This window comes from Hydrogenophaga sp. SL48, assembly GCF_021729865.1.
Taxonomy (GTDB): domain Bacteria; phylum Pseudomonadota; class Gammaproteobacteria; order Burkholderiales; family Burkholderiaceae_C; genus Hydrogenophaga.
On sequence record NZ_CP063400.1, the window covers coordinates 427,186 to 450,021 of the forward strand.

18 protein-coding genes and 1 pseudogene are annotated in these 22,836 nt (G+C 66.7%); 8 read left to right on the forward strand and 11 right to left on the reverse strand.

Translation table 11 applies throughout. The features are described 5' to 3' along the window. Positions 1 to 4 precede the first annotated feature (4 nt). Genes IM738_RS02050 through IM738_RS02065 form a run of 4 tightly spaced genes read left to right on the forward strand, consistent with a single transcriptional unit; the run spans position 5 to position 4,363 of the window. A complete protein-coding gene (locus tag IM738_RS02050) occupies positions 5 to 1,822 on the forward strand; it encodes a GspE/PulE family protein (RefSeq protein ID WP_236964242.1) in 1,818 nt (605 codons plus the stop codon). Positions 1,823 to 1,844: 22 nt separating this feature from the next. Beyond that, positions 1,845 to 2,558, forward strand: coding sequence for a Crp/Fnr family transcriptional regulator (locus IM738_RS02055; RefSeq protein WP_236964243.1), 714 nt, complete (start codon positions 1,845 to 1,847; stop codon positions 2,556 to 2,558). Between the two features lie 52 nt (positions 2,559 to 2,610). Next, complete coding sequence (locus IM738_RS02060) at positions 2,611 to 3,543, forward strand: DMT family transporter (RefSeq protein ID WP_236964244.1); 933 nt, start codon at positions 2,611 to 2,613, stop codon at positions 3,541 to 3,543. Positions 3,544 to 3,565: 22 nt separating this feature from the next. Continuing rightward, entirely contained in the window at positions 3,566 to 4,363 is a 798-nt protein-coding gene (locus IM738_RS02065) for an SDR family oxidoreductase (protein ID WP_236964245.1), read from the forward strand. On the opposite strand, the gene IM738_RS02070 is transcribed toward IM738_RS02065, so the two are convergent. After that, positions 4,364 to 5,290: a DMT family transporter gene (locus tag IM738_RS02070; protein ID WP_236964246.1), complete on the reverse strand. Its 927-nt coding sequence runs from the start codon at positions 5,288 to 5,290 to the stop codon at positions 4,364 to 4,366. A 119-nt stretch (positions 5,291 to 5,409) separates the two neighbouring features. On the opposite strand from IM738_RS02070, the gene IM738_RS02075 reads away from it, so the two are divergent. After that, positions 5,410 to 6,402: a quinone oxidoreductase family protein gene (locus IM738_RS02075; RefSeq protein ID WP_236964247.1), complete on the forward strand. Its 993-nt coding sequence runs from the start codon at positions 5,410 to 5,412 to the stop codon at positions 6,400 to 6,402. Positions 6,403 to 6,481: 79 nt separating this feature from the next. Here IM738_RS02075 and IM738_RS02080 read toward each other — a convergent pair whose 3' ends face one another. The 6 genes from IM738_RS02080 to IM738_RS02105 all read right to left on the reverse strand — a co-directional run bounded on the left by IM738_RS02080 (position 6,482) and on the right by IM738_RS02105 (position 14,888). Beyond that, positions 6,482 to 7,120 carry a porin family protein gene (locus tag IM738_RS02080; RefSeq protein WP_236964248.1) on the reverse strand — a complete coding sequence of 213 codons (639 nt, stop codon included), beginning with the start codon at positions 7,118 to 7,120 and terminating at the stop codon, positions 6,482 to 6,484. Between the two features lie 113 nt (positions 7,121 to 7,233). Then, positions 7,234 to 8,370, reverse strand: coding sequence for an aminotransferase class V-fold PLP-dependent enzyme (locus IM738_RS02085; RefSeq protein WP_236964249.1), 1,137 nt, complete (start codon positions 8,368 to 8,370; stop codon positions 7,234 to 7,236). 53 nt (positions 8,371 to 8,423) lie between these two features. Beyond that, positions 8,424 to 10,097, reverse strand: coding sequence for a Na/Pi cotransporter family protein (locus IM738_RS02090; protein WP_236964250.1), 1,674 nt, complete (start codon positions 10,095 to 10,097; stop codon positions 8,424 to 8,426). A gap of 175 nt (positions 10,098 to 10,272) precedes the next feature. Beyond that, positions 10,273 to 10,776 carry a signal peptidase II gene (gene lspA, locus IM738_RS02095; protein ID WP_236964251.1) on the reverse strand — a complete coding sequence of 168 codons (504 nt, stop codon included), beginning with the start codon at positions 10,774 to 10,776 and terminating at the stop codon, positions 10,273 to 10,275. Further along, entirely contained in the window at positions 10,776 to 13,685 is a 2,910-nt protein-coding gene (gene ileS, locus IM738_RS02100) for an isoleucine--tRNA ligase (RefSeq protein WP_236964252.1), read from the reverse strand. Before ileS ends, lspA begins: the two co-directional genes overlap by 1 nt. A 132-nt stretch (positions 13,686 to 13,817) precedes the next feature. Further along, positions 13,818 to 14,888, reverse strand: a complete 1,071-nt coding sequence (locus IM738_RS02105; protein ID WP_236964253.1) for a bifunctional riboflavin kinase/FAD synthetase — start codon at positions 14,886 to 14,888, stop codon at positions 13,818 to 13,820. 139 nt (positions 14,889 to 15,027) lie between these two features. Between IM738_RS02105 and IM738_RS02110 the strand changes: the two genes are divergently transcribed. Further along, positions 15,028 to 15,585 carry an HNH endonuclease gene (locus IM738_RS02110; protein ID WP_236964254.1) on the forward strand — a complete coding sequence of 186 codons (558 nt, stop codon included), beginning with the start codon at positions 15,028 to 15,030 and terminating at the stop codon, positions 15,583 to 15,585. Between the two features lie 348 nt (positions 15,586 to 15,933). Here IM738_RS02110 and IM738_RS02115 read toward each other — a convergent pair whose 3' ends face one another. The 3 genes and pseudogenes from IM738_RS02115 to IM738_RS02125 all read right to left on the reverse strand — a co-directional run bounded on the left by IM738_RS02115 (position 15,934) and on the right by IM738_RS02125 (position 19,086). Further along, entirely contained in the window at positions 15,934 to 17,049 is a 1,116-nt protein-coding gene (locus IM738_RS02115; protein ID WP_236964255.1) for an acyl-CoA dehydrogenase family protein, read from the reverse strand. Positions 17,050 to 17,060: 11 nt separating this feature from the next. Next, the gene (locus IM738_RS02120) at positions 17,061 to 18,242 is read right to left on the reverse strand and encodes an acyl-CoA dehydrogenase family protein (protein WP_236964256.1); all 1,182 of its coding nucleotides are present in this window, start codon (positions 18,240 to 18,242) and stop codon (positions 17,061 to 17,063) included. A 176-nt stretch (positions 18,243 to 18,418) separates the two neighbouring features. Next, positions 18,419 to 19,086 (reverse strand): annotated as a pseudogene (locus tag IM738_RS02125) (YceH family protein). A gap of 50 nt (positions 19,087 to 19,136) precedes the next feature. Here IM738_RS02125 and purN point away from each other — a divergent pair. Beyond that, positions 19,137 to 19,724, forward strand: a complete 588-nt coding sequence (purN, locus tag IM738_RS02130) for a phosphoribosylglycinamide formyltransferase (protein ID WP_272907760.1) — start codon at positions 19,137 to 19,139, stop codon at positions 19,722 to 19,724. Positions 19,725 to 19,857: 133 nt separating this feature from the next. Here the strand turns inward: purN and IM738_RS02135 are convergent, their stop codons facing one another. Next, positions 19,858 to 21,477, reverse strand: coding sequence for a peptide chain release factor 3 (locus IM738_RS02135; RefSeq protein ID WP_236964257.1), 1,620 nt, complete (start codon positions 21,475 to 21,477; stop codon positions 19,858 to 19,860). Between the two features lie 34 nt (positions 21,478 to 21,511). On the opposite strand from IM738_RS02135, the gene IM738_RS02140 reads away from it, so the two are divergent. Continuing rightward, positions 21,512 to 22,780 carry an RsmB/NOP family class I SAM-dependent RNA methyltransferase gene (locus IM738_RS02140; protein WP_236964258.1) on the forward strand — a complete coding sequence of 423 codons (1,269 nt, stop codon included), beginning with the start codon at positions 21,512 to 21,514 and terminating at the stop codon, positions 22,778 to 22,780. Positions 22,781 to 22,836: the final 56 nt, after the last annotated feature.

The following is a 22,836-nucleotide window of genomic DNA, read 5'->3' on the forward strand; positions in this document are numbered from 1 at the left end:
TCGAATGAAAACTTCCTCGAAAGCCGCACCGATCCACCCCGCCGACATCGGCCCGCTCGACTGGCGCAACCTGGTGAAGTGGCTGCGCGAGGACGGCGTGATTTCCGCCGACGAGGCCGCCCGCACCGTGGCGCGTTGCGCCTCGGCGCACAGCGCGCAGCACCCGCTGCAGCGGCTCGCGGTGGTGGGCATGGCGCGGGAGAGCGATGGGCATGTGCTCGACATCGAAACGCTGACGCAGTGGCTCGCGGAGCGCAGCGGCCTGGCCTACTTTCGCATCGACCCGCTCAAGGTGGACGTGGGCAAGGTGGCCGACGTGATGAGTGCGGCCTACGCCGAGCGCCACAAGGTGCTGCCGGTGCAGGTCGCGGTGGCCGAGGTGGTGGTGGCCACGGCCGAGCCCTTTGTGCGCGACTGGGTGCCCGAGGTCGAGCGCCAGACACGCAAGAGCGTGCGACTGGTGGTGGCGAGCCCGATGGACGTGGCGCGCTACACGGCCGAGTTCTTTTCGCTCGCCCGGTCGGTGCGCAACGCCAGCAAGCTGGGTGGTCAGGCCGGTTTCGGCAGCTTCGAACAGCTGGTGGAACTGGGCCGGAGCAACAAGCAGCTCGACGCCAACGACCAGGGCGTGGTGCAGGTGGTGGACTGGCTCTGGCAGTACGCTTTCGACCAGCGCGCCAGCGACATCCACCTGGAGCCGCGGCGCGAGCAGGGCGTGATCCGCTTCCGCATCGACGGTGTGCTGCACCCGGTGTACCAGATGCCGATGGGCGTGATGAACGCGATGATCGCGCGCATCAAGCTGCTGGGTCGCATGGACGTGGTGGAGAAGCGCCGACCGCAGGACGGCCGCATCAAGACCGTGCGCCCCGGCCTCGGCGCCACGCGCGGCGACGAGGTGGAGATGCGCCTGTCCACCCTGCCCACCGCCTTCGGCGAAAAGCTGGTGATGCGCATCTTCGACCCCGAGGCGACGGTGAAAGACCTGAGCGCGCTGGGCTTCGCGCCCCACGACGCGTTGCGCTGGGAGGGACTGACCAAACGCCCGCACGGCATCATCCTCGTTACCGGCCCCACCGGCTCGGGCAAGACCACCACGCTCTACGCCACGCTCAAGCGCCTGGCGACCGAAGAGGTGAACGTGAGCACGGTGGAGGACCCGATCGAGATGATCGAACCCGCCTTCAACCAGACCCAGGTGCAGCCGCACCTCGACCTCGACTTCGCTCAGGGTCTGCGCGCGCTGATGCGGCAGGACCCGGACATCATCATGGTGGGCGAGGTGCGCGACCTGAACACCGCCGAGATGGCCGTGCAGGCCGCGCTCACCGGCCACCTGGTGTTCACCACGCTGCACACCAACGACGCGCCCTCGGCCATCATGCGGTTGATGGAGCTGGGCATCCCGCCCTACCTGATCAACGCCACGGTGCTCGGCGTGCTGGCGCAGCGCCTGGTGCGCACCCTGTGCCCGACCTGCCGCATCCGCGAGGACGAGGCCACCGCAGCGACCTCGAGCGAGACGCTGGCGGAGCTGGTGAAGCCCTGGCAGGTGAGCGGCAAATACCGGCCCTACCAGCCGGTGGGCTGCGTGGACTGCCGCATGACCGGCTACCGCGGTCGCATGGGCCTGTATGAGTTGTTGACGGTGACCGAAGCCTTCAAGGACAAGGTCAACCACGAGCCCAAGATGGAGACGCTGCGCCGCCAGGGCGTGGCCGATGGCATGCGGCCGCTGCGGCTGGCCGGCGCGGCCCGGGTGGCCGAAGGCTTGACCACACTGGACGAGGTGCTGGCCTGCACGCCCCCGGTGAACGGATGAAGTGTCGGCACAGAATGCGCGCATGATCCCCATCAAGACCGAATCGGCCTGGCGTGGCACTGCGGATTGCCGCCGCTGCGGCATCCGCGACATGGTGCTGTTTGCCGACCTGCGCGAAGAAGATTTCAACCTGATCCACGCGCCCATCGACGACCTCGAGTACGCCGCCGGCCAGCCGCTGCTGCGCATGGGCGAAACCGCCACCTCGCTCTACACCCTGCGTTCGGGCGTGATCAAGCTGGTGCGCAACACGGTGGACGGGCGCCAGCGCATCGTGCGCGTGCTGCGCAGCGGTGACGTGGTGGGGCTCGAAGCGCTGATGGGTCCGACCTACGACGCCGACGCCATCGCGCTCACGCCGATCAAGGTGTGCCGTCTGCCGCTGCAGGTGATCCAGCGCCTCAACCGCGAAACGCCGCGCCTGCACCAGCGCCTGCTGGAGCAGTGGCACCACAGCCTGAAGGAGGCCGACGACTGGCTGGCCGAACTCAATTTCGGCAATGCACGCCAGCGCGTGGCCGGGCTGATCCTGAAAATGCGGTCCGCGCACGACCCCGAGACCTGCACGCTGTTTTCGCGTGAAGACATGGGCGCCATGCTCGACCTCAAGCTGGAGACGGTGAGCCGCACGCTCAATGCCTTCGTGCGCGAAGGCCTGATCGAACCCATGGACAAGATCGGCCGCGTCTACCGCGTGATGGACGCCGAACGGCTGAAGGCGCCCAAGGGCGTTTGAGCCGCCGACCCTGCGCCTGCGGGGGCGTGAGCGACTGTTGATAATTCACCGGATGTCCGCCACGCCATCCGTTTCCCCTTCGTCCCCTCCGCACCTCGCCTCCGGCCTGCTGCTCGCCAGCGCGGGCTCCATCGCCTTCAGCGGCAAGGCCATCATCGTCAAGCTCGCCTACCGCCACGGCGTGGACGCGGTGACGCTGATCATGTACCGCATGCTGTTTGCGCTGCCCCTGTTCCTGGCGCTGGCCTGGTGGGCCAGCCGTGGCAAACCACCGCTCACCCGTCGAGACTGGCTGGGCATCCTGGGCCTGGGGTTCACCGGCTACTACCTCGCGAGCTTCCTCGACTTCTGGGGCCTGCAGTACATCAGCGCCAGCCTGGAGCGGCTGATCCTCTACCTCAACCCCACGCTGGTGCTGCTGCTCGGCTGGTTCATCTACCAACGCCGCATCAGTGGCCTGCAGGCGCTGGCCATGGCGGTGAGCTATGCGGGCGTGTTGCTGGTGTTCGGCCACGAGGCCGACTTCGCGGGCCCGGGCGCCGCGCTGGGCGCGCTGCTGGTGTTTGGCAGCGCCATCAGCTACGCCATCTACCTCGTGTACAGCGGCGAGCTGGTCAAGCGCCTGGGTTCCATGCGCCTGGTGGGCCTGGCCACCAGCGTGGCCTGCATGCTGTGCCTGCTGCAGTTTGTGCTGCTGCGCCCGCTGGACGCGGCCACCGCGGTGGCGCCCGAGGTGATCTGGCTTTCGGTGCTCAACGCCACGCTGTGCACCTTCGCGCCCGTGATCATGGTGATGATGGGCATCGAGCGCATCGGCGCCGGCCTGGCCGCGCAGACCGGCATGATCGGACCCATGTCCACCATCGCCATGGGCGTGCTGATCCTGGACGAGCCCTTCAACGGCTGGATCATAGCGGGCACGGTGCTGGTGGTGTCGGGGGTGTTTCTGGTGACGCGTTTCGGCTCGGCCGGCGCGGCGAAATGAATTTCTGAACAGGAGAATTGAGATGGACTTGGGCATCAAGGGCAAATGGGCGCTGGTGTGTGGCGCCAGCAAGGGCCTGGGGCTGGGCTGCGCGCAGGCGCTGGCGGGCGAGGGCGTGAACGTGGTCATGGTGGCGCGTGGGCGTGAGGTGCTGGAGGCATCTGCCGCCGCCCTTCGCCTCGCGGCGCCCGGCGTGCAGGTGATCGCGGTGGCGGCCGACATCACCACGCCCGAAGGACGCGCTGCCGCGTTCGCCGCGGCCGGTGGGCCGGGCACGGCCTTCGACATCGTGGTCACCAACGCGGGCGGCCCGCCGCCGGGCGACTTCCGCAGCTGGGACCGCGAGGCCTGGATCAAGGCCGTGGACGCCAACATGCTCACCCCCATCGAACTGATCAAGGCCACGGTGGACGGCATGGCGGCGCGTGGCTTCGGCCGCATCGTCAACATCACCAGCAGCGCGGTGAAGGCGCCCATTGACATCCTGGGCCTGAGCAACGGTGCGCGCAGCGGCCTGACGGGTTTCGTGGCCGGCGTGGCGCGCAGCGGCATCGCGGCGCAGGGTGTGACCATCAACAACCTGCTGCCGGGCAAGTTCGATACCGAGCGCCTGCAGGGCACGCTGGCCGGCGCGGCCAGCAAGACGGGCAAGACCGTGGACGAGGTGCGCGCCGCGCAGATGGCGCAGGTGCCGGCCCGGCGCTTCGGCCACCCCGAGGAGTTCGGCGCGATCTGCGCCTTTCTCTGCAGCCGTCAGGCGGGTTACCTCAACGGCCAGAACATCCTGCCCGACGGTGGGCTGTATCCGGGGACGTACTGATCAGCGCCGCGAGCTGACCAGGATCCCGCCCACGATCAGCACGAACCCCGCAGCGTGGTAGAGCTGCGGCAGCTCACCCAGCAGGGTGGCTGACATCAGTGCGGCGAACAGCGGCGTGAGGTTGTTGAAGAAGCCCGCCACGGTGGGGCCGACGCGCGCCACGCCGATGCCCCAGCTGCGGTAGGCCAGCAGAGAGGGACCGATGGCCACGTAGGCCAGTGCGGCGATCAGCGGCCAGCCCCACTGGAGGTGTCCGGTGGGTGCGACGGGCAGCGCCAGCCATTCACCCGCCGTCATCAGGCCCGACCAGCCCAGGCCAAACGCGATCTGAGCCAGCAGGAACGCGGCCCAGTCGGCCTTGATGTCCGGCGGGTAGCCGCCCTCGGGCGGGCGCACCAGCAGCCAGCTGTACCAGGCCCAGGTGAGCGCGGCCAGCAGCATCCAGCCGTCGCCGGCCACCAGCCGCAGCGCGCCCAGCTGCGCCAGATCGCCGCGCGCGAGCACCACGGCCACACCGGCCAGCGAGAGCGCGGCCCCCACGACCGCGCGGCGCGACACCGGCACGCCGTAGAGCACACGACCGAGGATCAGCATCCAGATCGGGATGCTGGACGCGACCAGGGTCACGTTGATCGGCGTGGAGGTTTTCAGTGCCATGTACTGCAGCGCGTTGTACAGGCCCACACCGAGCAGGCCCAGCAGGGCGAAACGCCGACGCTGGGGCCACAGCCCGCTGCCCGGTCGCAGCACCCAGGCGGCCAGCGGCAGCAGCAGGGCGCCGGCCAGCACCCAGCGCAGGAAGTTGAAGGTGACGGGGGGGATGGCGCCCTGCATCAGCCGCCCCACCACCGCGTTGCCCGCCCACAGGAGCGGCGGGATCAGCAGCAGGGTAATGGTGCCGGGGGTGAGGCGGGTGGAAGCGGTCATGCAGCGACTGTACCCATGCCGCCATGCCCCGGAACGGCACAGGGCATGGCGGTCTGCCCCGCAGGCGGCAAGGGGGTTTCGTGGCAGCATGTGGGCTGTTTCAAAACAAGGAGACCAGCATGACCCAGACCAGCCGCGCCGTGCGCATCCACGCCCATGGTGGCCCCGAACAACTGGTGGTGGACACCGTCGAGGTGGGTGAGCCCGGCCCGGGCGAGGTGCGCATCCGCCACCACGCCATCGGCCTGAACTTCATCGACGTCTACCAGCGCACTGGCCTCTACCCCAACGCCATGCCCCTGGCCCTGGGCATGGAGGGTGCGGGCGTGATCGAGGCGGTGGGCGAGGGCGTGACCCACCTTCAGGCCGGCGACCGCGCGGCCTACGCGGCGGGCAAACCCGGCAGCTATTGCGATGTGCGCGTGATGCCGGCGATGAACGTCTGCCAGCTGCCCGACATGATCAGCTTCGAGACCGGCGCGGCCATGATGCTCAAGGGCCTGACCGCGCAGTACCTGCTCAAGCGCTGCAAGCCGGTCGAGGGCCTGGAGAAGGGCGATTTCGTGCTGTTCCACGCGGCGGCGGGCGGCGTGGGCCTGATCGCCTGCCAGTGGGCCAAGGCGCTGGGACTGCGCCTGATCGGCACGGCGGGATCGGATCAGAAGTGCGCGCTGGCCCGCGAGCACGGCGCCGAGTTCACCATCAACTACCGCAGCGAAGACTTCGCGGCCCGGGTGAAAGAGATCACCGGCGGCCAGGGCGTGAAGGTGGTCTACGACTCGGTGGGCAAGGACACCTTTGACAAATCGCTCGACTGCCTGCGCCCCTTCGGCCTGATGGTCAGCTTCGGCAACGCCAGCGGCCCGGTGGCGCCGTTTGCGCCGGGCATTCTCGGCCCCAAGGGCTCGATCTACGTGACCCGCCAGACCCTGTTCACCCACATCAGCAGCCGCGAGCGCACGCAGGCCATGGCCGACGACCTGTTCGCCGTGGTGGGCAGTGGCGCTGTGAAGATCCGCATCGACCAGCGTTTTGCGCTCACCGACGTGAAGAAGGCACATGAGAGCCTGGAGGCCCGGGCCACCACGGGCTGCACGGTGCTGCTGCCCTGACCCGGTCCGACGCCCTCAAAGAAAAAGGCCACACAGGGTGGCCTTTTTCTTTGGTTGTCGCGCAGCGGCGCGGCAGGGATCAGAACGCCATGCCGGCGCCGACGGTGAAGCCGGTGTACTTCACACCGTTGCCGCTGTAGTAGGACATGTAGTCGCCGCTCACGCTGATCGGGCGGTTGCCGAACGACGACAACCCGGTCTGGGTCTTGAAGCCCAGACCATACGACAGGCTGGCGCCGCTGTCGGTGCCGGTGTAGCCACGAACGCTCGAACCCGTGTGGGCGATGCCCAGGCGGCCGAAGATCTCGGTCGTGCCGCCGATGCGCAGGCGCGGCTTGGCGTAGGCGCCAATCATGGTGCCGGCGCTCACGCTGTAGCCTGCGCCATACACCCCATAGCCCACGCCGTCGGCGCCCCGCAGGCCCAGACCCAGCATGGCTTCGATGGCGAGCATCGGGTCGTATTCGTAGCCGGCCACAGCGCGCAGCATCATGGGGCGGCCGGAGATGCCGTAGCGGGCGATCTTGTAGCTCATCAGGCTCAGGCCCAGTTCGCCGTAGACCTTGTCCGTCAGGCCCTGGGATGCCACGCCCTTGTCGACATAGGTTTCGCCTTTGGCCATGCCCGAGGCGGCCTTCTTCTGCACGGTCTGGGCCGACGCGGCGCAGCTCATCGTTGCGATCACGCCGAGCGCGATCAGCTTCATCATGGATTGCATGGAAAACTCCCTGAAAAAAGAAAAGTGGAATGCTTTCTCCCGCTTCGACGTGCGGTGCACAAGAAAAAAGGAGCCCATCTCTGGGCTCCTTTTCCTGGAGGAAAGCGGGCGAATTATATCTTTGGGCTTACATCCTGAAGCGCGCGCTCCAGGTGCAGAAGGGTGCCCGGCACGTCGTGCCATTTGTCCAGACCGAAAAGGCCGACGCGGAAGCTTCGGAAGTCGGCCGGTTCGTCACATTGCAGCGGCACGCCAGCGGCCGTCTGCAAGCCTGCAGCGAGGAATTTCTTGCTGTTCTGGATGTCGGGATCGGTGGTGTAGCTGACCACCACGCCCGGCGCCTGGAAGCCCGGTGCCGAGACGCTGGGGAAGCCGTGTTGCTCCAGCAGGCCCCGCACGGCGCGGCCGAGCGCGATCTGCTCGTCGCGCACTTTGGCAAAGCCGTAGGCCTCGGTTTCCTGCATGGTGTCGCGCAGTCGCACCAGGGCGTCGGTCGGCAGGGTGGTGTGGTACGCGTGGCCACCACCTTCATAGGTTTCCATGATCTGCAACCACTTCTTCAGGTCCATGGCGAAGGTGGTGCTCTGGGTGGCGTCAATCGCCTGACGGGCGCGTTCGCTCAGCATCACCATGGCGCAGCAGGGCGAGCTGCTCCAGCCCTTTTGCGGCGCCGAGATCAGGATGTCCACGCCGGTTGCCTTCATGTCCACCCACATCGCCCCGGAGGCGATGCAGTCCAGCACCATCAGGCCACCCACGGCGTGCACCGCGTCGGCCACAGCGCTCAGGTAGTCGTCGGGCAGGATCATGCCGGCGGCGGTTTCCACGTGCGGCGCGAACACCAGCGCCGGCTTTTCTGCCGCGATGGCGGCTTTCACTTCCTCGATGGGCGTGGGTGCCCAGGCGGCCTGCGAACCTTCAGCGATGCGGCGGGCCTTCATCACGGTGTGGCTGGCGGGGATGGCCCCCATGTCGAAGATCTGCGTCCAGCGGTAGCTGAACCAGCCGTTGCGGATCACCATGACGTGTTGGCCGTGGGCGAACTGGCGCGCCACCGACTCCATGCCGAAGGTGCCACTGCCCGGCACCAGCACGGCCGAGTGCGCGCCGTAGACGCGCTTGAGCATGGCCGAGATGTCGGTCATCACGCCCTGGAAGCGCTTGGACATGTGGTTGAGCGCGCGGTCGGTGTAGACCACCGAAAACTCCAGCAGGCCATCGGGGTCGATCTGGGGCAGCAATCCGGGCATCGTTTGTCTCCTGTGGGGATATCGAAAAATCAGGTTAGCACAGCCCCCCGGGGTCAGTGGCGGCCGGGCGGTGTCTCCAGGCCTTGCAGTCGGCTCTCCCTCAGGCGGCTGGGTGCGAGCACGCCGGCCGAGTCGAGGATGGGGTAGGCGATCGAGCAGATGTGCGAGTTGATGCGCTTGAGGTCGCTGATCAGGTCGATGTGCAACGAGCTGCTTTCCATGCTCTGCCTCGACTGCTCGGACAGGCGTTCCAGGTGGCTGCTGGCGTATTCACGCTCCATTTCCCGAAAGCGCACCTTCTCTTCCAGCAGGCGCTGCGCGTCGCGCACGTTGCCGTCGAGGAAGACGCTCATGCCCAGGCGCAGGTTGTCGAGCAGGCGCGCGTGCATGGCGCAGATCTCGGTCATGCCGGCTTCCGAGAACTCGCGGCCCTTGCGGATCTTCTTGTCCTCGATGTCCAGCAGCACGCGCTCGACCGTGTCGCCGATCTGCTCCATGTTGATGGTGAAGCTGATGATGTCGGTCCAGCGCCGGCCCTCCATCTCGTTGAGCTGCTGTCGCGAAATCTTGGTCAGGTAGTACTTGATGGCCGAATACAGGCCGTCCACCGTGTCGTCCATCTTGCGCAGGTCCTGCGCGAGCTGCAGGTCGTTGGTCTTGATGACCGTCATGACGCCGCGCAGCATGGTCTCGACCACATCGGCCTGGTGCAGCGCCTCGCGGGCCGCACACGAGATCGCCAGCGACGGTGTGGCGAGGGCGGACGGGTCGAGGTGGTTGGGACGGTTGAGCGCTGCGCCGGCCCCTTGCAGCGGCAGCAGCTTCTCGACCCACCCGGCGACCGGGCGCGTGAGGCCGATGAAAAACAGTCCCACCATGAGGTTGAAGCTCAGGTGGAACAGCACGGTCAGGGCTGCCGGGTCGGGCACGTGGGGCTGCACGAACTGAAGCCAGAACGGAATCAGCCAAGGCGCGATGGCCACGCCCATCAGCTTGAACAGCAGGTTGCCCAGCGGCACCTGGCGCGTGGCCCGGTTGGTGCGCGCGGTGGTGATCATGGCGAGCAGGCCGCTGCCCAGGTTGGCTCCCAGCACCAGGCCCAGCGCCACGTCCACCCCCACCACCTGCAGCGCCAGCGTGGCGGTGAGCAGCACGACGGCGAGGCTGGAGTAGGCCAGCACCGCGAGCGTGGCGCCCACCAGGATTTCCAGCATGCGGTCGCTGGTGAGCGAGGCCAGCATCAGCTGCACCGCCGGGTTGCGCGTGAGCACGGCGGTGGACTGGCTCACCAGCTGCAGCGCCAGCAGCATCAGACCCAGGCCGATCAGCACGCGCCCCACGTCGCCCGTCTGGGACCCCTGGCGCAGGATGAAGAGCGTGACGCCGATGAAAATGCACAGGGGCGAGAGCCAGGAGAGGTCGAAGGAGAACACCACGGCCATCACGCTGGTGCCGATGTCGGCGCCCAGCATCACGGCCAGCGCGGCGGGCAGGGCGATCAGGCCACGGCCCACAAAAGATGCGGTGATGAGCGCGGTGGCGGTGCTCGACTGCACCAGCGCCGTGACGCCCAGACCCGACAGCGCGGCGGTGAAGCGGTTGCCCATGCTCGCGGCGAGCACCTGGCGCAGCTTGCTGCCAAAGACCCGCAGGATGCCCGTGCGCACCAGGTGGGTTCCCCAGACCAGCAGCGCGATCGCCGCCAGCAGATTGAGCAGGTGTGTCATGTCTGGGGAAAACTATACGCCGCTGCGACGCGGAGAGCACCTGGCCCCTCCCCGGTGCGGGGGCAACGACTCGCGCAGCGTTGGCGTGTGGGGGCAACGATCCGGCGCCGGGCCGCCCCAAGCCGGATCAGCCCCCGTGGGGGGCAGCGACCCGCGAAGCGGCGGAGCGTGGGGGTCAACTTCTTTTCACGCGCAGGATCTCGTCCAGGATCAGAGCGATCGCGCCGATGGTGATGCCCGTGTCGGCCACATTGAACGCCGGGAAGTGGCCGCCCGGGAACAGGCCGGACAGGAAGGACCAGTGGAAGTCGAGCATGTCCACCACGTAGCCGTGCAGCACGCGGTCCACCACGTTGCCGATGGCACCGCCCAGGATGCAGGCGAGCGCGAAGGCAAACAGCTTCTGACCAGGGTGGGAACGCAGCATCCAGACGATGAACACCGCCGCCGCGACACCGATGCCGGTGAAAAACCAGCGCTGCCAGCCACCCGCCGAGGCGAGGAAGGAGAAGGCGGCGCCGGTGTTGTGCACCCGGACCACGTTGAAGAAGCTGGTGACATAGGTGCTGTCGCCGAGCCGGTAGTTGCCGAGGATCAGCGTCTTGGTGAACTGGTCCAGCAGCAGGATGGCGGCGGCCAGGCCGAGCCAGGGCCAGAGGGAGCCTTTGGTCTTCGCCATCAGGCCACCTTGCGGGTTTCACCCGCGCCCGTGCCCGCCGCTTCGGCCAGGTTGCTCACGCAACGGCCGCACAGCGTGGGGTGCTCGGCGTGTTGCCCGATGTCGTCGGCGTAGTGCCAGCAGCGATCGCACTTGGCGGCGGTGCTGGGCGTCACGCTCACGGCCAGTTCGGCGCCGTCCACCACGGCCACGGCCGAGGTGATGGTGACGAACTTCAGGTCGGCGCCCAGCGAGCGCAGCAGCGCCGCGTCGTCGGCACCGGCGGTGATGACGAGCGTGGCCTGCAGCGAGGCGCCCACCTGGCCGGCGGTGCGCAGATCTTCGATGGCCTTGTTGGCCGCGTCACGGATGGCGCGGATGCGGCCCCACTTGGCGAGCAGCGCCTCGTTGGCCGACGGCAGGGGAGAGAAGGTTTCGAAGAAGATCGAGCCCTGGTTCTTGTCGCCCGAGAAATGCGTCCAGGCCTCTTCGGCCGTGAAACTCAGGAACGGCGCCATCCAGCGCAGCATGGCGTTCGTGATCTGGTGCAGCGCGGTCTGTGCCGAGCGGCGTGCCAGGCTTTTCGGCGCGGTCGTGTACAGCCGGTCCTTCAGCACGTCCAGGTAGAACGCGCCCAGGTCTTCCGAGCAATACACCTGCAGCTTGCTCACCACCGGATGGAATTCGTAGACGTCGAAGTGCGCCAGGATCTGGGCCTGCAGCTCGCTGGCGCGGGCCAGCGCGTAGCGGTCGATCTCCAGCATCTGCTCCAGCGGCACAGCGTCGGTGGCCGGGTCGAAGTCCGACACGTTGGCCATCAGGAATCGCAGCGTGTTGCGGATGCGGCGGTAGGCGTCGACCACGCGGGCGAGGATCTTGTCGTCACCGGCGATGTCACCCGAATAGTCGGAGGAGGCGACCCACAGGCGGATGATCTCGGCGCCCAACTTCTTGTTGACCTCTTGCGGGTCCAGGCCATTGCCCAGCGACTTGCTCATCTTGCGGCCCTGGCTGTCGATGGTGAAGCCGTGGGTGAGCAGGCCGCGATAGGGCGCGCGGCCGTAGATGGCGCACGCCAACAACAGCGAGCTGTGGAACCAGCCGCGGTGCTGGTCGTGGCCTTCGAGGTAGAGGTTGGCCTCGGGCCCTTCTGCGTGCGCGGCGCCGTTGGGGTAGGCGTGGGCGTGGCTGCCGCGCAGCACGTGCCAGAAAGTGGAGCCCGAGTCGAACCAGACTTCGAGGATGTCGGTGCTCTTGGTGTAGTGCGGCGCATCGGCTGCGCCCAGGATCTCCTCGGCCGTGACGCGGCTCCAGGCCTCGATGCCGCCTTTTTCAATGATGTCGGCCGCCTGATCCAGGATCTCCATCGTGCGAGGGTGCAGCTCGCCCGAATCCTTGTGCAGGAAAAAGGGGATGGGCACGCCCCACGAGCGCTGGCGCGAAATGCACCAGTCGGGCCGGTTGGCGATCATGTCGCGAAGGCGGGCCTGGCCGTTTTCGGGGTAGAAGCTGGTGTGGGCGATGGCGTCGAGCGCGAGCTGGCGCAGGGTCTTGGGCGCCTTGTCTTTCGTGAACACCCCTTCGCCCTCATCCATGCGCACGAACCACTGCGCGGCGGCGCGGTAGATCACCGGCGTCTTGTGGCGCCAGCAGTGCGGGTAGCTGTGGGTGATTTTCACCGTGGCCATCAGGCGCCCGGCGTTCTTCAGCGCGTCCAGGATGACCGGCACGGCCTTCCAGATGTGCAGGCCGCCGAACAACGGGAAGTCGGGCGCGTAGGCGCCGTTGCCTTGCACCGGGTTCAGGATGTCGTCGTAGGCCAGGCCGTTGGCGACACAGGAGTTGAAGTCGTCCACGCCGTAGGCCGGCGCCGAGTGCACGATGCCGGTGCCGTCGCTGTCGCTCACGTAGTCGGCGATGTAGACCGGGGACAGGCGCTGGTAGCCTGCGTCCACGTCGTACAGCGGGTGGCGGAAGTTGAGGCTACCGAGCTGGTCACCCTTCATGGTGGCGAGCACGTTGCCCTGCAGGCCGAATCGCTCCAGGCATTTCTCCACCAGCGTTTCGGCCAGCACCAGGCAGCCCATGGGGGTGTCGACCAGGGCGTAGGTCAGCTCGGGGTGTGCGTTGAGCGCCTGGTTGGCGGGAATGGTCCAGGCGGTGGTGGTCCAGATCACGGCGAAGGCGGTTTTGCCCGCGGGCAGACCGGTCAACCCGAAAGCGGCGGCCAGCTTGACCGCGTCGTCCGTTTCAAAGGCCACGTCCAGCGTGTCGCTCTGCTTGTCGGCGTATTCGATCTCGAACTCGGCCAGCGAGCTGCCGCAGTCGAAACACCAGTACACGGGTTTCAGTCCGCGGTAGACAAAACCGCGCTCGATCACGCGTTTGAAGGCGCGGATTTCGCCCGCTTCGTTGCCCGGGTTCATCGTGAGGTAAGGGCGTTCCCAGTCACCGAGCACGCCCAGGCGCTTGAAGTCTTCGCGTTGCTGATCGATCTGCCCGGTGGCGAAGGCGCGGCTCTTGGCCTGCATGTCGTCGCGGCTGAGGTTGCGGCCGTGCTTCTTCTCGATCGCGTTTTCGATCGGCAGGCCGTGGCAGTCCCAGCCGGGGATGTACTGGGCATCGAAACCAGCGAGCTGTTTCGATTTCACGATCATGTCTTTCAGCACCTTGTTTACCGCATGACCCATGTGGATCTGGCCGTTGGCGTAGGGCGGGCCGTCGTGCAGCACAAACAGTGGGGCACCCTGGCGGGCGTCACGCAGGCGCTTGTAGAGGCCGCTGCCGTTCCAGTCGTTGACCCAGGCTGGCTCGCGCTTGGGCAGGTCGCCGCGCATGGGGAACGGCGTGTCGGGCATGTTCAGCGTGGCGCGGTAGGCGCTGGCTTCGGGCTTGGCCTCGTTCTTCGGGGCGGCGGGTTTTTCAGACATGGTGGTCGGCTTTCGAATTCGGGATCGGCAAAGGCGGGCTCGGTGGTGCGGCGTGGCGCACGGGGGTGGGGCGGGTCGCCCCGAGCCTGTCAGAGGGCGCGCGGCCCGGGGCTCGGCGCCCCGGCAGCGGCGTTAAATTCGGTCGCGGGTGGTCTGGCGGTGCGTCTGGGCGTGCAGCGACGCAAAAAACGCACGAGCGTCGTCGCAGTCCTTGGCGATGCCCCGGGTGAGGGCGTCCAGACCGTCGTACTTCAGTTCGTCGTGCAGTTTGTGCAGCAGTTCCACGCGGATGATTTTACCGTAGGCCTCCCCGCCGGGCAGGCGGGTGGCCAGCTCGGCGGGCCAGTCCAGGCAATGGGTTTCCAGCAACACGCGCCCGCCGTTCACATCGTCCGGGTCCAGCGAGGGGCGCACACCGAGGTTGGCCACGCCGTGCAATGGGTCGTCCCCCAGGCCATGCACACGCACGGCAAAGATGCCGCTGGCGGCCGGCTTCCAGTGCGAAAAGCGCAGGTTCAGCGTGCGGAAACCGTCGCCGGCTCCCGGGCGGCTCTCCGCCAGCTGGCGCCCGAGCTTGCGCCCGTGCACCACGTGGCCGCTGATGCTGAACGGGCGCCCGAGCAGAGCGGCCACGCGCTCCATGTCGCCGGCGGCCAGCGCCTCGCGCACGGCCGAACTGGACACCCGGGTGCCATGCACCTCGTAGCTCTGCATGCGCGCCACGTCAAAGCCGAGCGATGAACCGGCGGCGTCGAGCATGGCGTAGTCGCCCGCCCGCTGGGACCCAAAACGGAAGTCGTCGCCCACCAGGACGTATTTGACCCCCAGCGCCTTGACAAGGATGTCCTGGATGAACGCTTGCGGTTGCTGCGAGGCCAGGCGCGCGTTGAAGGGCAGCACCACGCACTGGTCCACGCCGCAGCGTCGCAGCTCTTCCAGCTTGTCGCGCAGCGTGGCGATGCGCGCCGGTGCCAGGTCGGGCTTGTGGTGCACGGCGGCGAAATAGTCGCGCGGGTGCGGCTCGAAGGTCATGACGCAGCTGGGCACGCCGCGGTGTTTGGCCTCGTTGATCAGCAAGGCCAGCATGGCCTGGTGGCCGCGGTGCACGCCGTCGAAGTTGCCGATGGTGAGGGCACAGCCTGGCGCGTCTTCGCCCGCAGCGGGCTGGTGCAGGCGGTTCCAGAGGCCTCGAATGATTTTCATGCGGTAATTCGGCGCGGTCGTCGAAGCGTCATCAAAGAACGCTATATTGTCACAGCGCCGCCGGTCGCAGCCGGCGGGCGCACCAGCCGCAGGTGACAAGGCGGCTGGCCTCTTCAGTTTGATTTGAAGGAGCCAGGTTTTGAAGGTCTTGAAGCTGTCTGCCCAGGGGTTGCCACAATCGTGGATCAGCCTGGAAGAAGCGGTGCTGCATTACGCCGCGGATGAGGTGCGCTGGGAAATGGGTGCCGAGGTGGCGGTGTTCCATGGCGGGCACAACGCGATCACCGGGCGCCAGTCCATCATCACCGTCAATTCCATCATCGGCACCGAGGGCGTGCCGCGCATCAATCCGTTCGACTTGCGGCCCTCGCTCACCAACAGCAAGCTGTTTGCCCGCGATCGCTGCCTGTGCGGCTACTGCGGCGAACATTTCCACGAAGACGATCTCACCCGCGAGCACATCGTGCCGCTGGGCCAGCGCGGAATGGACATCTGGATGAATGTGGTGACGGCCTGCAAGTCGTGCAACCACCGCAAGGGCAACCGCACGCCCGAGCAGGCGCACATGCCGCTGATTTACGCGCCTTACGTGCCCAGCCTCTGGGAAGACTTCATCCTGCGCAATCGCCGCATCCTGGCGGACCAGATGGAGTTTCTGATGTCCCACCTTCCCAAGAACTCGCGTTTGCACGCCTGACGGTTTCTGGCCTGCTTGGTTTGCGTTGGCCTGAGGGCACTGGGCGGCCGACTCCGCTCATGTCCCCCGACGGCCTGCGGCCGTCTCCTCCTTTACTTCGCTGCGTCAGCCACCCAGTGCCCTCAGGCCACGAACATTTGGGCGGGCCTGCGGTGGTGTGCCTGCTTTTCGCCAGATCGGTGAGGCGGTGTGCCCTGAGCAGCGAAGTAAAGGAGGAGGGCTGGCGCAGCCAGCCCGGGGGACATGAGCGGAGCAGGGCACACCGCCTTACCGATCCCGCAGAAGCCGATGAGCGAAAAAAAGCCCCGCAAAGCGGGGCACCACAAGCGGAGTCGAAAAGAAGAAGACTCAGGCAAACACCCCCGCCGTGTCCTCCATCCGGGCCGACACCTCACCCAGGTGGTGCAGCGTGTCGCCAAAAGTCATCTCCAGCTGGGTGAGCTTCTTGAAGTAGTGGCTGCCGATGTACTCGTCGGTCACGCCGATGCCACCGTGCAGCTGCACCGACTGCTGGCCCACGAAGCGCATCGAGCTACCCAGCTGCACCTTGGCCCGTGCCATCGCGCGGCGGCGCTCGGTGGCCGGGGCGTTGAGCTTCAGGCAGGCGTAGAAGCTCATGGAGCGCGCCAGCTCCAGCTGCATTTTCATGTCGGCCACGCGGTGACGCAGGGCCTGGAACGTCGCGATCGCCACGCCAAACTGTTTGCGCGTGTTCATGTACTCCACGGTCAGCGCCACCGTTTTGTCCATCACGCCCACCGCTTCGGCACAGACCGAGGCGATGCCGATGTCCACCGCGTGTTCCAGCGCGGCCAGGCCGTCGGTGGTGATCAGGCTGGCCGGGGCGTTCTGCAGCGTGAGCTCGGCGGCGCGGCCGCCATCCTGGGTGCCATAGCCCTGCGTGCTCACGCCGCTGGCGCTGCGCTCCACGAGGAACAATGCGATCTTGCCGTTGGCCACGGCGGGCACGAGGAAGGCGTCGGCCAGGTCACCGGCGGGCACCACGCTCTTGGCGCCGCTCACCGTCCAGCCACTGCCGTCCGGGGTGGCGGTGGTCTTGCAGGCATCCAGCCGGTAGCGCGAACCGCGTTCTTGCTGCGCGAGCACCACCAGCGCCTCGCCCGAGGCGATCTTCGGCAACCAGGCGGCCTTGACCTCAGCGCCCGCATAACCCCCGATCACACCACCTGCGATCAGCGTCTGCGCCAGCGGCTCCAGCACGATGCCGCGGCCCAGTTCCTCCATCACCACCATGCCCTCGACCGGGCCCATGCCCAGGCCGCCATCGGCTTCGCTGATGTAGAGGCCCGCCAGGCCGAGTTCGGCCAGTTCGTTGTAGGCCGCGCGTTCAAAGCCTCCGGCTTTCACGATGCCACGGCGGCGCTCGAAGTCGTAGCCCTTGTCGACCCACTTGCGCACCGCGTCGCGAAGCTGTTCCTGATCGTCGGAAAAATCAAAGTCCATGTGAATGCTCCTTAACCGAGGACCGTCTGGGCGACGATGTTGCGCTGCACTTCGTTCGAACCACCGTAGATGGTGGTCTTGCGCATGTTGAAGTAGGTGGAGGCCAGCGGCGCGTTGGCCACCTCGCCACCGGGGAAGTTGCCCTGCCAGCCGGCTTCCATGGCCTCTTCGATGAAGGGCGTGGAAAACGGGCCGGCGGCCAGCATCATCAGCTCGGCGTAACGCTGCTGGATTTCGCTGCCCTTGATCTTGAGCAGGCCCGCGATGTCGAGCGAGTTCTTGCCCGATTTTTCGGCGCTGAGCACGCGCAGCACCAGCATCTCCAGCGCCACCACGTCCACCTCCAGCAGCGCGATCTGGTCGCGGAAGCGCGTGTCGTCCCAGACCCCTTCGGTCTTGGCGATGCGCTTGAGGCGCTCCAGTTCGCGCTTGGCGCGGTTCACGTCGGCGATGTTGGTGCGCTCGTGGCTGAGCAGGTGCTTGGCGTAGGTCCAGCCCTTGTTCTCTTCACCGATCAGGTTCTCGGCCGGCACCTTGACGTTGTCGAAGAAGACCTCGTTGACTTCGCATTCGCCGTCGAGCAGTTTGATCGGCCGCACGCTCACACCGGGCGACGTCATGTCGATCAGCAGGAAGCTGATGCCGGTTTGCGGTTTGCCCTCGGTGCTGGTGCGCACCAGGCAGAAGATCCACTCACCGTACTGGCCCAGCGTGGTCCAGGTTTTCTGACCGTTGACGAGGTAGTGGTCGCCCTGGCGTTCGGCTCGGGTCTTGACCGAGGCCAGGTCCGAGCCCGAGCCGGGTTCGCTGTAGCCCTGGCTCCACCAGACCTCGCCGCTGGCGATGCCGGGCAGGAAGCGTTCCTGTTGTTCCTTGTTGCCGAAGGCCATGATGACCGGCGCCACCATCACCGGGCCGAAGGGTACGATGCGCGGCGCCCCGGCGAGGGCGCATTCCTCTTCGAACAGGTGCTTTTGCACGGCGGTCCAGCCCGGGCCGCCAAACTGTTGGGGCCAGCCGTAGCCCAGCCAGCCTTTTTTGCCGAGGATCTTGGCCCAGCGCTGCAGGTCCTCGCGCGTCAGTCGCAGGGCGTTGTGAACCTTGTGGGCGATCTCGGCAGGCAGGTGGGCCTTGACCCAGCCGCGCACCTCTTCGCGAAACGCCTGCTCTTCCGGCGTGAATGCCAAATCCATGTGTGTCTCCTGGTGGGTGACCCCGGTCCGCAGCGGATTTGGGGCAACGCCAAGCAGTTTCGCACGATCGTTCGTTTTTGTGCTGTCCTCGCTGTGACAAACCGTCGCCAATGCAGCGATGTGGCGACCTGGCGGCCGGGCTGGGCTTTCCGCGCGCGGCTGTGGCTCGGCCGGCGTCAGCCGCCGAGTTGCTGCTGCAGGCTTTGTAGCTGGGTGCGCAGCTGTTCCACCGTCTCTTCCAGCGCCGCCACCCGGCGGGTGAGGGCGATCACGTCTTCCTCGGCCGCGCCGCTGGCCAACGGAGCGGCGGCGGGCGTCGACAGGTCCACCGGGCCGCACAGCAGGTGTGCCCAGCGCTGCTCGCGCGCGCCCGGCGCCCGGGGCAATTTCACGACCAGCGCGCCGCCCTTTCCGTCGACCGGTCCTGCAGCTCCTCAAGGAACGCATCGACCGAGGCGATGTCCAGAAACTTGTACCAGCGCTCGGTGTTGATGCGCAGTTCGCCCGCCGTTTGTGGTCCACGCAGCATCAGCAAGCCCAGCAGCACGGCCGACTGCTCCGGCACACCGACCGCGCGCTGGAAGTTGTGCTCATAGCGCGTGACGCGCGAGCCACTCGACTCGATCACCAGGCTGCACGCCCGCAGTCCGTCGATGGCTTCGCTGATCTCGGCCTCCGAGAGGCTCATGGCCGGTTCGCGCGCGCTTTTCTGGTTGCAGCCGTTCTGCAGGCTGTTGAGCGTGAGCGGGTAGCTGTCGGGCACGGTGCGCGCCTTTTCCATCAGTGTGCCGAGCACGCGGGCCTCGGCGGGCGAGAGGGGGCGGGTGTGAAAGTCGTGGTTCATGGGGCTGGGGTCATTACACTTGGCGGCCCCACCAGGCAGTGCATCGGGCCGTGAACAAAAACATCGTCATTCTCATCTCTGGCAGCGGCTCCAACATGGCCGCCATCGTGAAAGCCTCGCGCAAAGGCCATTGGCCGCAGCGTCTGGGTGCCCAGGTGGTCGCCGTGATCAGCAACAAGGCCGACGCGGCCGGGCTGGTGTTCGCACGGGACCACCAGATCGCCACCGCTGTTTTAAACCACAAGGCCTTTGGATCGCGCGAGGCGTTCGATGCCGCGCTCATGGTGGAGATCGACCGCCACGAGCCTGCCCTGGTCGTGCTCGCTGGCTTCATGCGCATCCTCACCCCCGGGTTCGTGCAGCACTACGAAGACCGGCTGATCAACATCCACCCCAGCCTGCTGCCCGCCTTCACCGGCCTGAACACCCACCAGCGCGCGATCGACATGGGCTGCAAGTTTGCCGGAGCCACGGTGCACCGCGTGACCGCCGAGCTCGACCATGGCGACATCCTCGACCAGGCGGTGGTGCCGGTTCTGCTGGGCGACACGGCACAGGCGCTGGCCGAGCGGGTGCTGACGCAAGAGCACGTCATCTACCCAAGAGCGGTTGAGAGCCTGTTGACACAGATGACCTGAAGGAGTCAGACCCGCTCATCAATGAAGGGTGGTCTGCCGAGAACGCGGCGGAACCGGCTGCGCCGGGCCGCTCGCGTTGCCCCCTTGGGGGGGTGATGCGCCGCAGGCGCGGCGCGGGGGTGGACCCATCTTTTTACATCGTCTTGTGGAACACCAGCCCCGCGTGCTCGCGCATCGCGTGGAACTTGATCTTGGGCCAGTTGGCCTCCACCGCACGCAGCGTGGCCTGGTGGTCCACCAGCAGCGTGGGCGCGTCCACCGCGTCCAGCGCCACCCGGTGGCTGTTGGCATCAATGAACTTTTTGAGCTCCACCTCGCCACCGTCTTCCGGCGCACAGGTCACCCAGCGCGCGACCTGGTAGGGGCTGTTCATGATGCGGGCCTTGACCCCATATTCGTGTTCCAGCCGGTGCGCCACCACCTCGAACTGCAGCTGACCCACGGCGCCCAGCAGCAGCACCGAGCCCGCCACCGGGCGGAACACCTGGATCGCGCCTTCTTCGCCGAGCTGGGTCAGGCCGGCTCGCAACTGCTTGCTGCGCAGCGGATCGGCCACTTCCACGCTGCGGATGATTTCCGGGGCGAAGAAGGGCAGGCCGGTGAACTGCAGGTTCTCACCCTCGGTCAGCGTGTCGCCGAGCTGCAGCACGCCGTGGTTCGGGATGCCGATGATGTCGCCGGCAAACGCCTCGTCCAGCAGCTCGCGGCGCTGGGACAGGAAGCTCACCACGGTGTTGGGCCGCAGGTCCTTGCCAGATCGCACCACCTTGAGCTTCATGCCGCGCTCGAAATGGCCACTGGCCAGGCGCACGAAAGCGATGCGGTCGCGGTGCGCCGGGTCCATGTTGGCCTGGATCTTGAAGACCACGCCGGTGAACTTGGGCTCCTCGGGCTTCACCACCCGCTGGATCGCCGGACGCTCGCCGGGCGGTGGCGCCAGGTCCACCAGCGCGTCCAGCACCTCGCGCACGCCGAAGTTGTTGACCGCAGAGCCGAACAGCATCGGCGTCTGCTTGCCATCCAGGAACTGCGCCTCGTCGAAGGCGGGGGATGCCCCCGCCACCAGTTCCAGCTCATCGCGCGCCTGCTCGAATTCGGCACCGAATCGCTTCACGCTCTCGGGGTTGTCCAGCCCGACCAGCACGTCTTCATCACCTCCGCGGCGGTCTTCGCCGGCGGCAAACACGCGCATCTGGTCGGTGCGGCGGTCGTACACGCCGCGGAACGTCTTGCCCATGCCGACCGGCCAGGTGAAGGGCACGACCGTCATGCCCAGCTCACGCTCGATCTCGTCCATCAGGTCCAGCGGGGCCTGCACCTCGCGGTCCATCTTGTTGACGAAGGTCAGGATGGGTGTGTTGCGCGCACGGCAGACCTGCAGCAGGCGCCGGGTCTGCGGCTCCACGCCATTGCCGGCGTCGATCACCATCAGCGCCGCGTCCACGGCGGTCAGCACGCGGTAGGTGTCTTCGCTGAAGTCCTGGTGGCCCGGGGTGTCTAGCAGGTTGATCACGCAGTCGCGGTACTCCATCTGCATCACGGACGACGCCACGGAAATGCCACGCTGCTTTTCGATTTCCATCCAGTCGGACGTGGCGTGGCGCGCAGCCTTGCGGGCTTTCACCGAGCCGGCGATGTTGATGGCGCCAGAGAACAGCAGCAGCTTCTCGGTCAGGGTCGTTTTACCCGCGTCGGGGTGGGAGATGATGGCGAAGGTGCGGCGACGCTTCACCTGGGTCGAAATTTCGGACATAGCCCATGATTATCGCGGGTGGGACAATAGGGAGATGCACCCCAAAGCCCTTCTGGACGAATGTTCCACCCTGATCGAACAGGTTTTCAAATTTGACCACCCCACCGATGCCGTGGTCGCACGCCATTTCCGTGAGAACAAGTCGCTGGGCCCGCGTGAGCGGGCCACGCTGTCCGACACCGTCTACGCGATCTTGCGCGAACGCCTCAAGTTCGAGTGGCTGGCCCGCTCCGGCAGCGGCTCCAAATGGCGTCGCCTGGCCATTCTGGGTTTTCCCGGTGACCGCGACTTCCTGAAGAGCGCGCTCACCGAGGCGGAAAAGACCTGGTGGGACCACTGCCTGACGGTGACCGACGACCAGCTCATGGCACAGCATCGGCACAACCTGCCCGAGTGGTTGGCGCTCGCGCTGCGCGATCAGGTGGGCGACGAGTTCGAGGCCCTGGTGGCCAGCCTGAACCAGCCCGCGCCGCTGGACCTGCGTGTCAACGTGCTGAAAAAGAAGCGCGAAGCGGTGCTGGGCGATTTGCGCGAGGCGGGTTTGAAATGTGAGCCCACGCCGTATTCCCCCCTGGGGATTCGCCTGCAGGGCAAACCTTCATTGGCCAAGCTGCCCGCGTTTGTGAATGGCGAGGTGGAAGTCCAGGACGAAGGCTCCCAGCTGCTGGCGCTGCTGCTCGACGCCAAGCGCGGCGAGATGGTGGTGGATTTCTGTGCTGGGGCCGGCGGCAAGACGCTGGCCATTGGCGCGGCCATGCGCAACAGCGGTCGACTCTATGCGTTTGACACCTCCGGCCACCGCCTCGATGCGCTCAAACCGCGTCTCGCGCGCAGCGGTTTGTCGAACGTGCACCCCGTGGCGATAGCCCACGAGCGGGACGACCGCATCAAACGCCTCGCGGGCAAGATCGACCGTGTGCTGGTGGATGCACCGTGCTCGGGCCTGGGGACCTTGCGCCGAAGCCCTGACCTGAAATGGCGGCAGAACCCCGATACCGTGGCCGCTCAGGCACAGCTGCAAACGGCGATTCTGGCCAGTGCGGCACGCCTGCTCAAGCCGGGTGGACGCCTGGTTTATGCGACCTGCAGCCTGTTGCCAGCCGAAAATGAGGCGGTGGCGGAGGCCTTTTCACGGGTCCATACCGACTTCGACATGCTGTCGGTCAGCGAACTGCTGGACGCCGCCCATGTGCCGGAGCCGGCGTCGCTCTGCGCAAAAAACCATGGAAAAACACTGCGCTTGTGGCCGCATCGGCACGCCACAGATGGGTTTTTCGCCGCTGCTTGGCAGAAAAAGACGTGATATAGAGTAGTTTTTCCTGCTTTTTCCGTTTTTTGGCGGACATCTGCGCTGGTCAT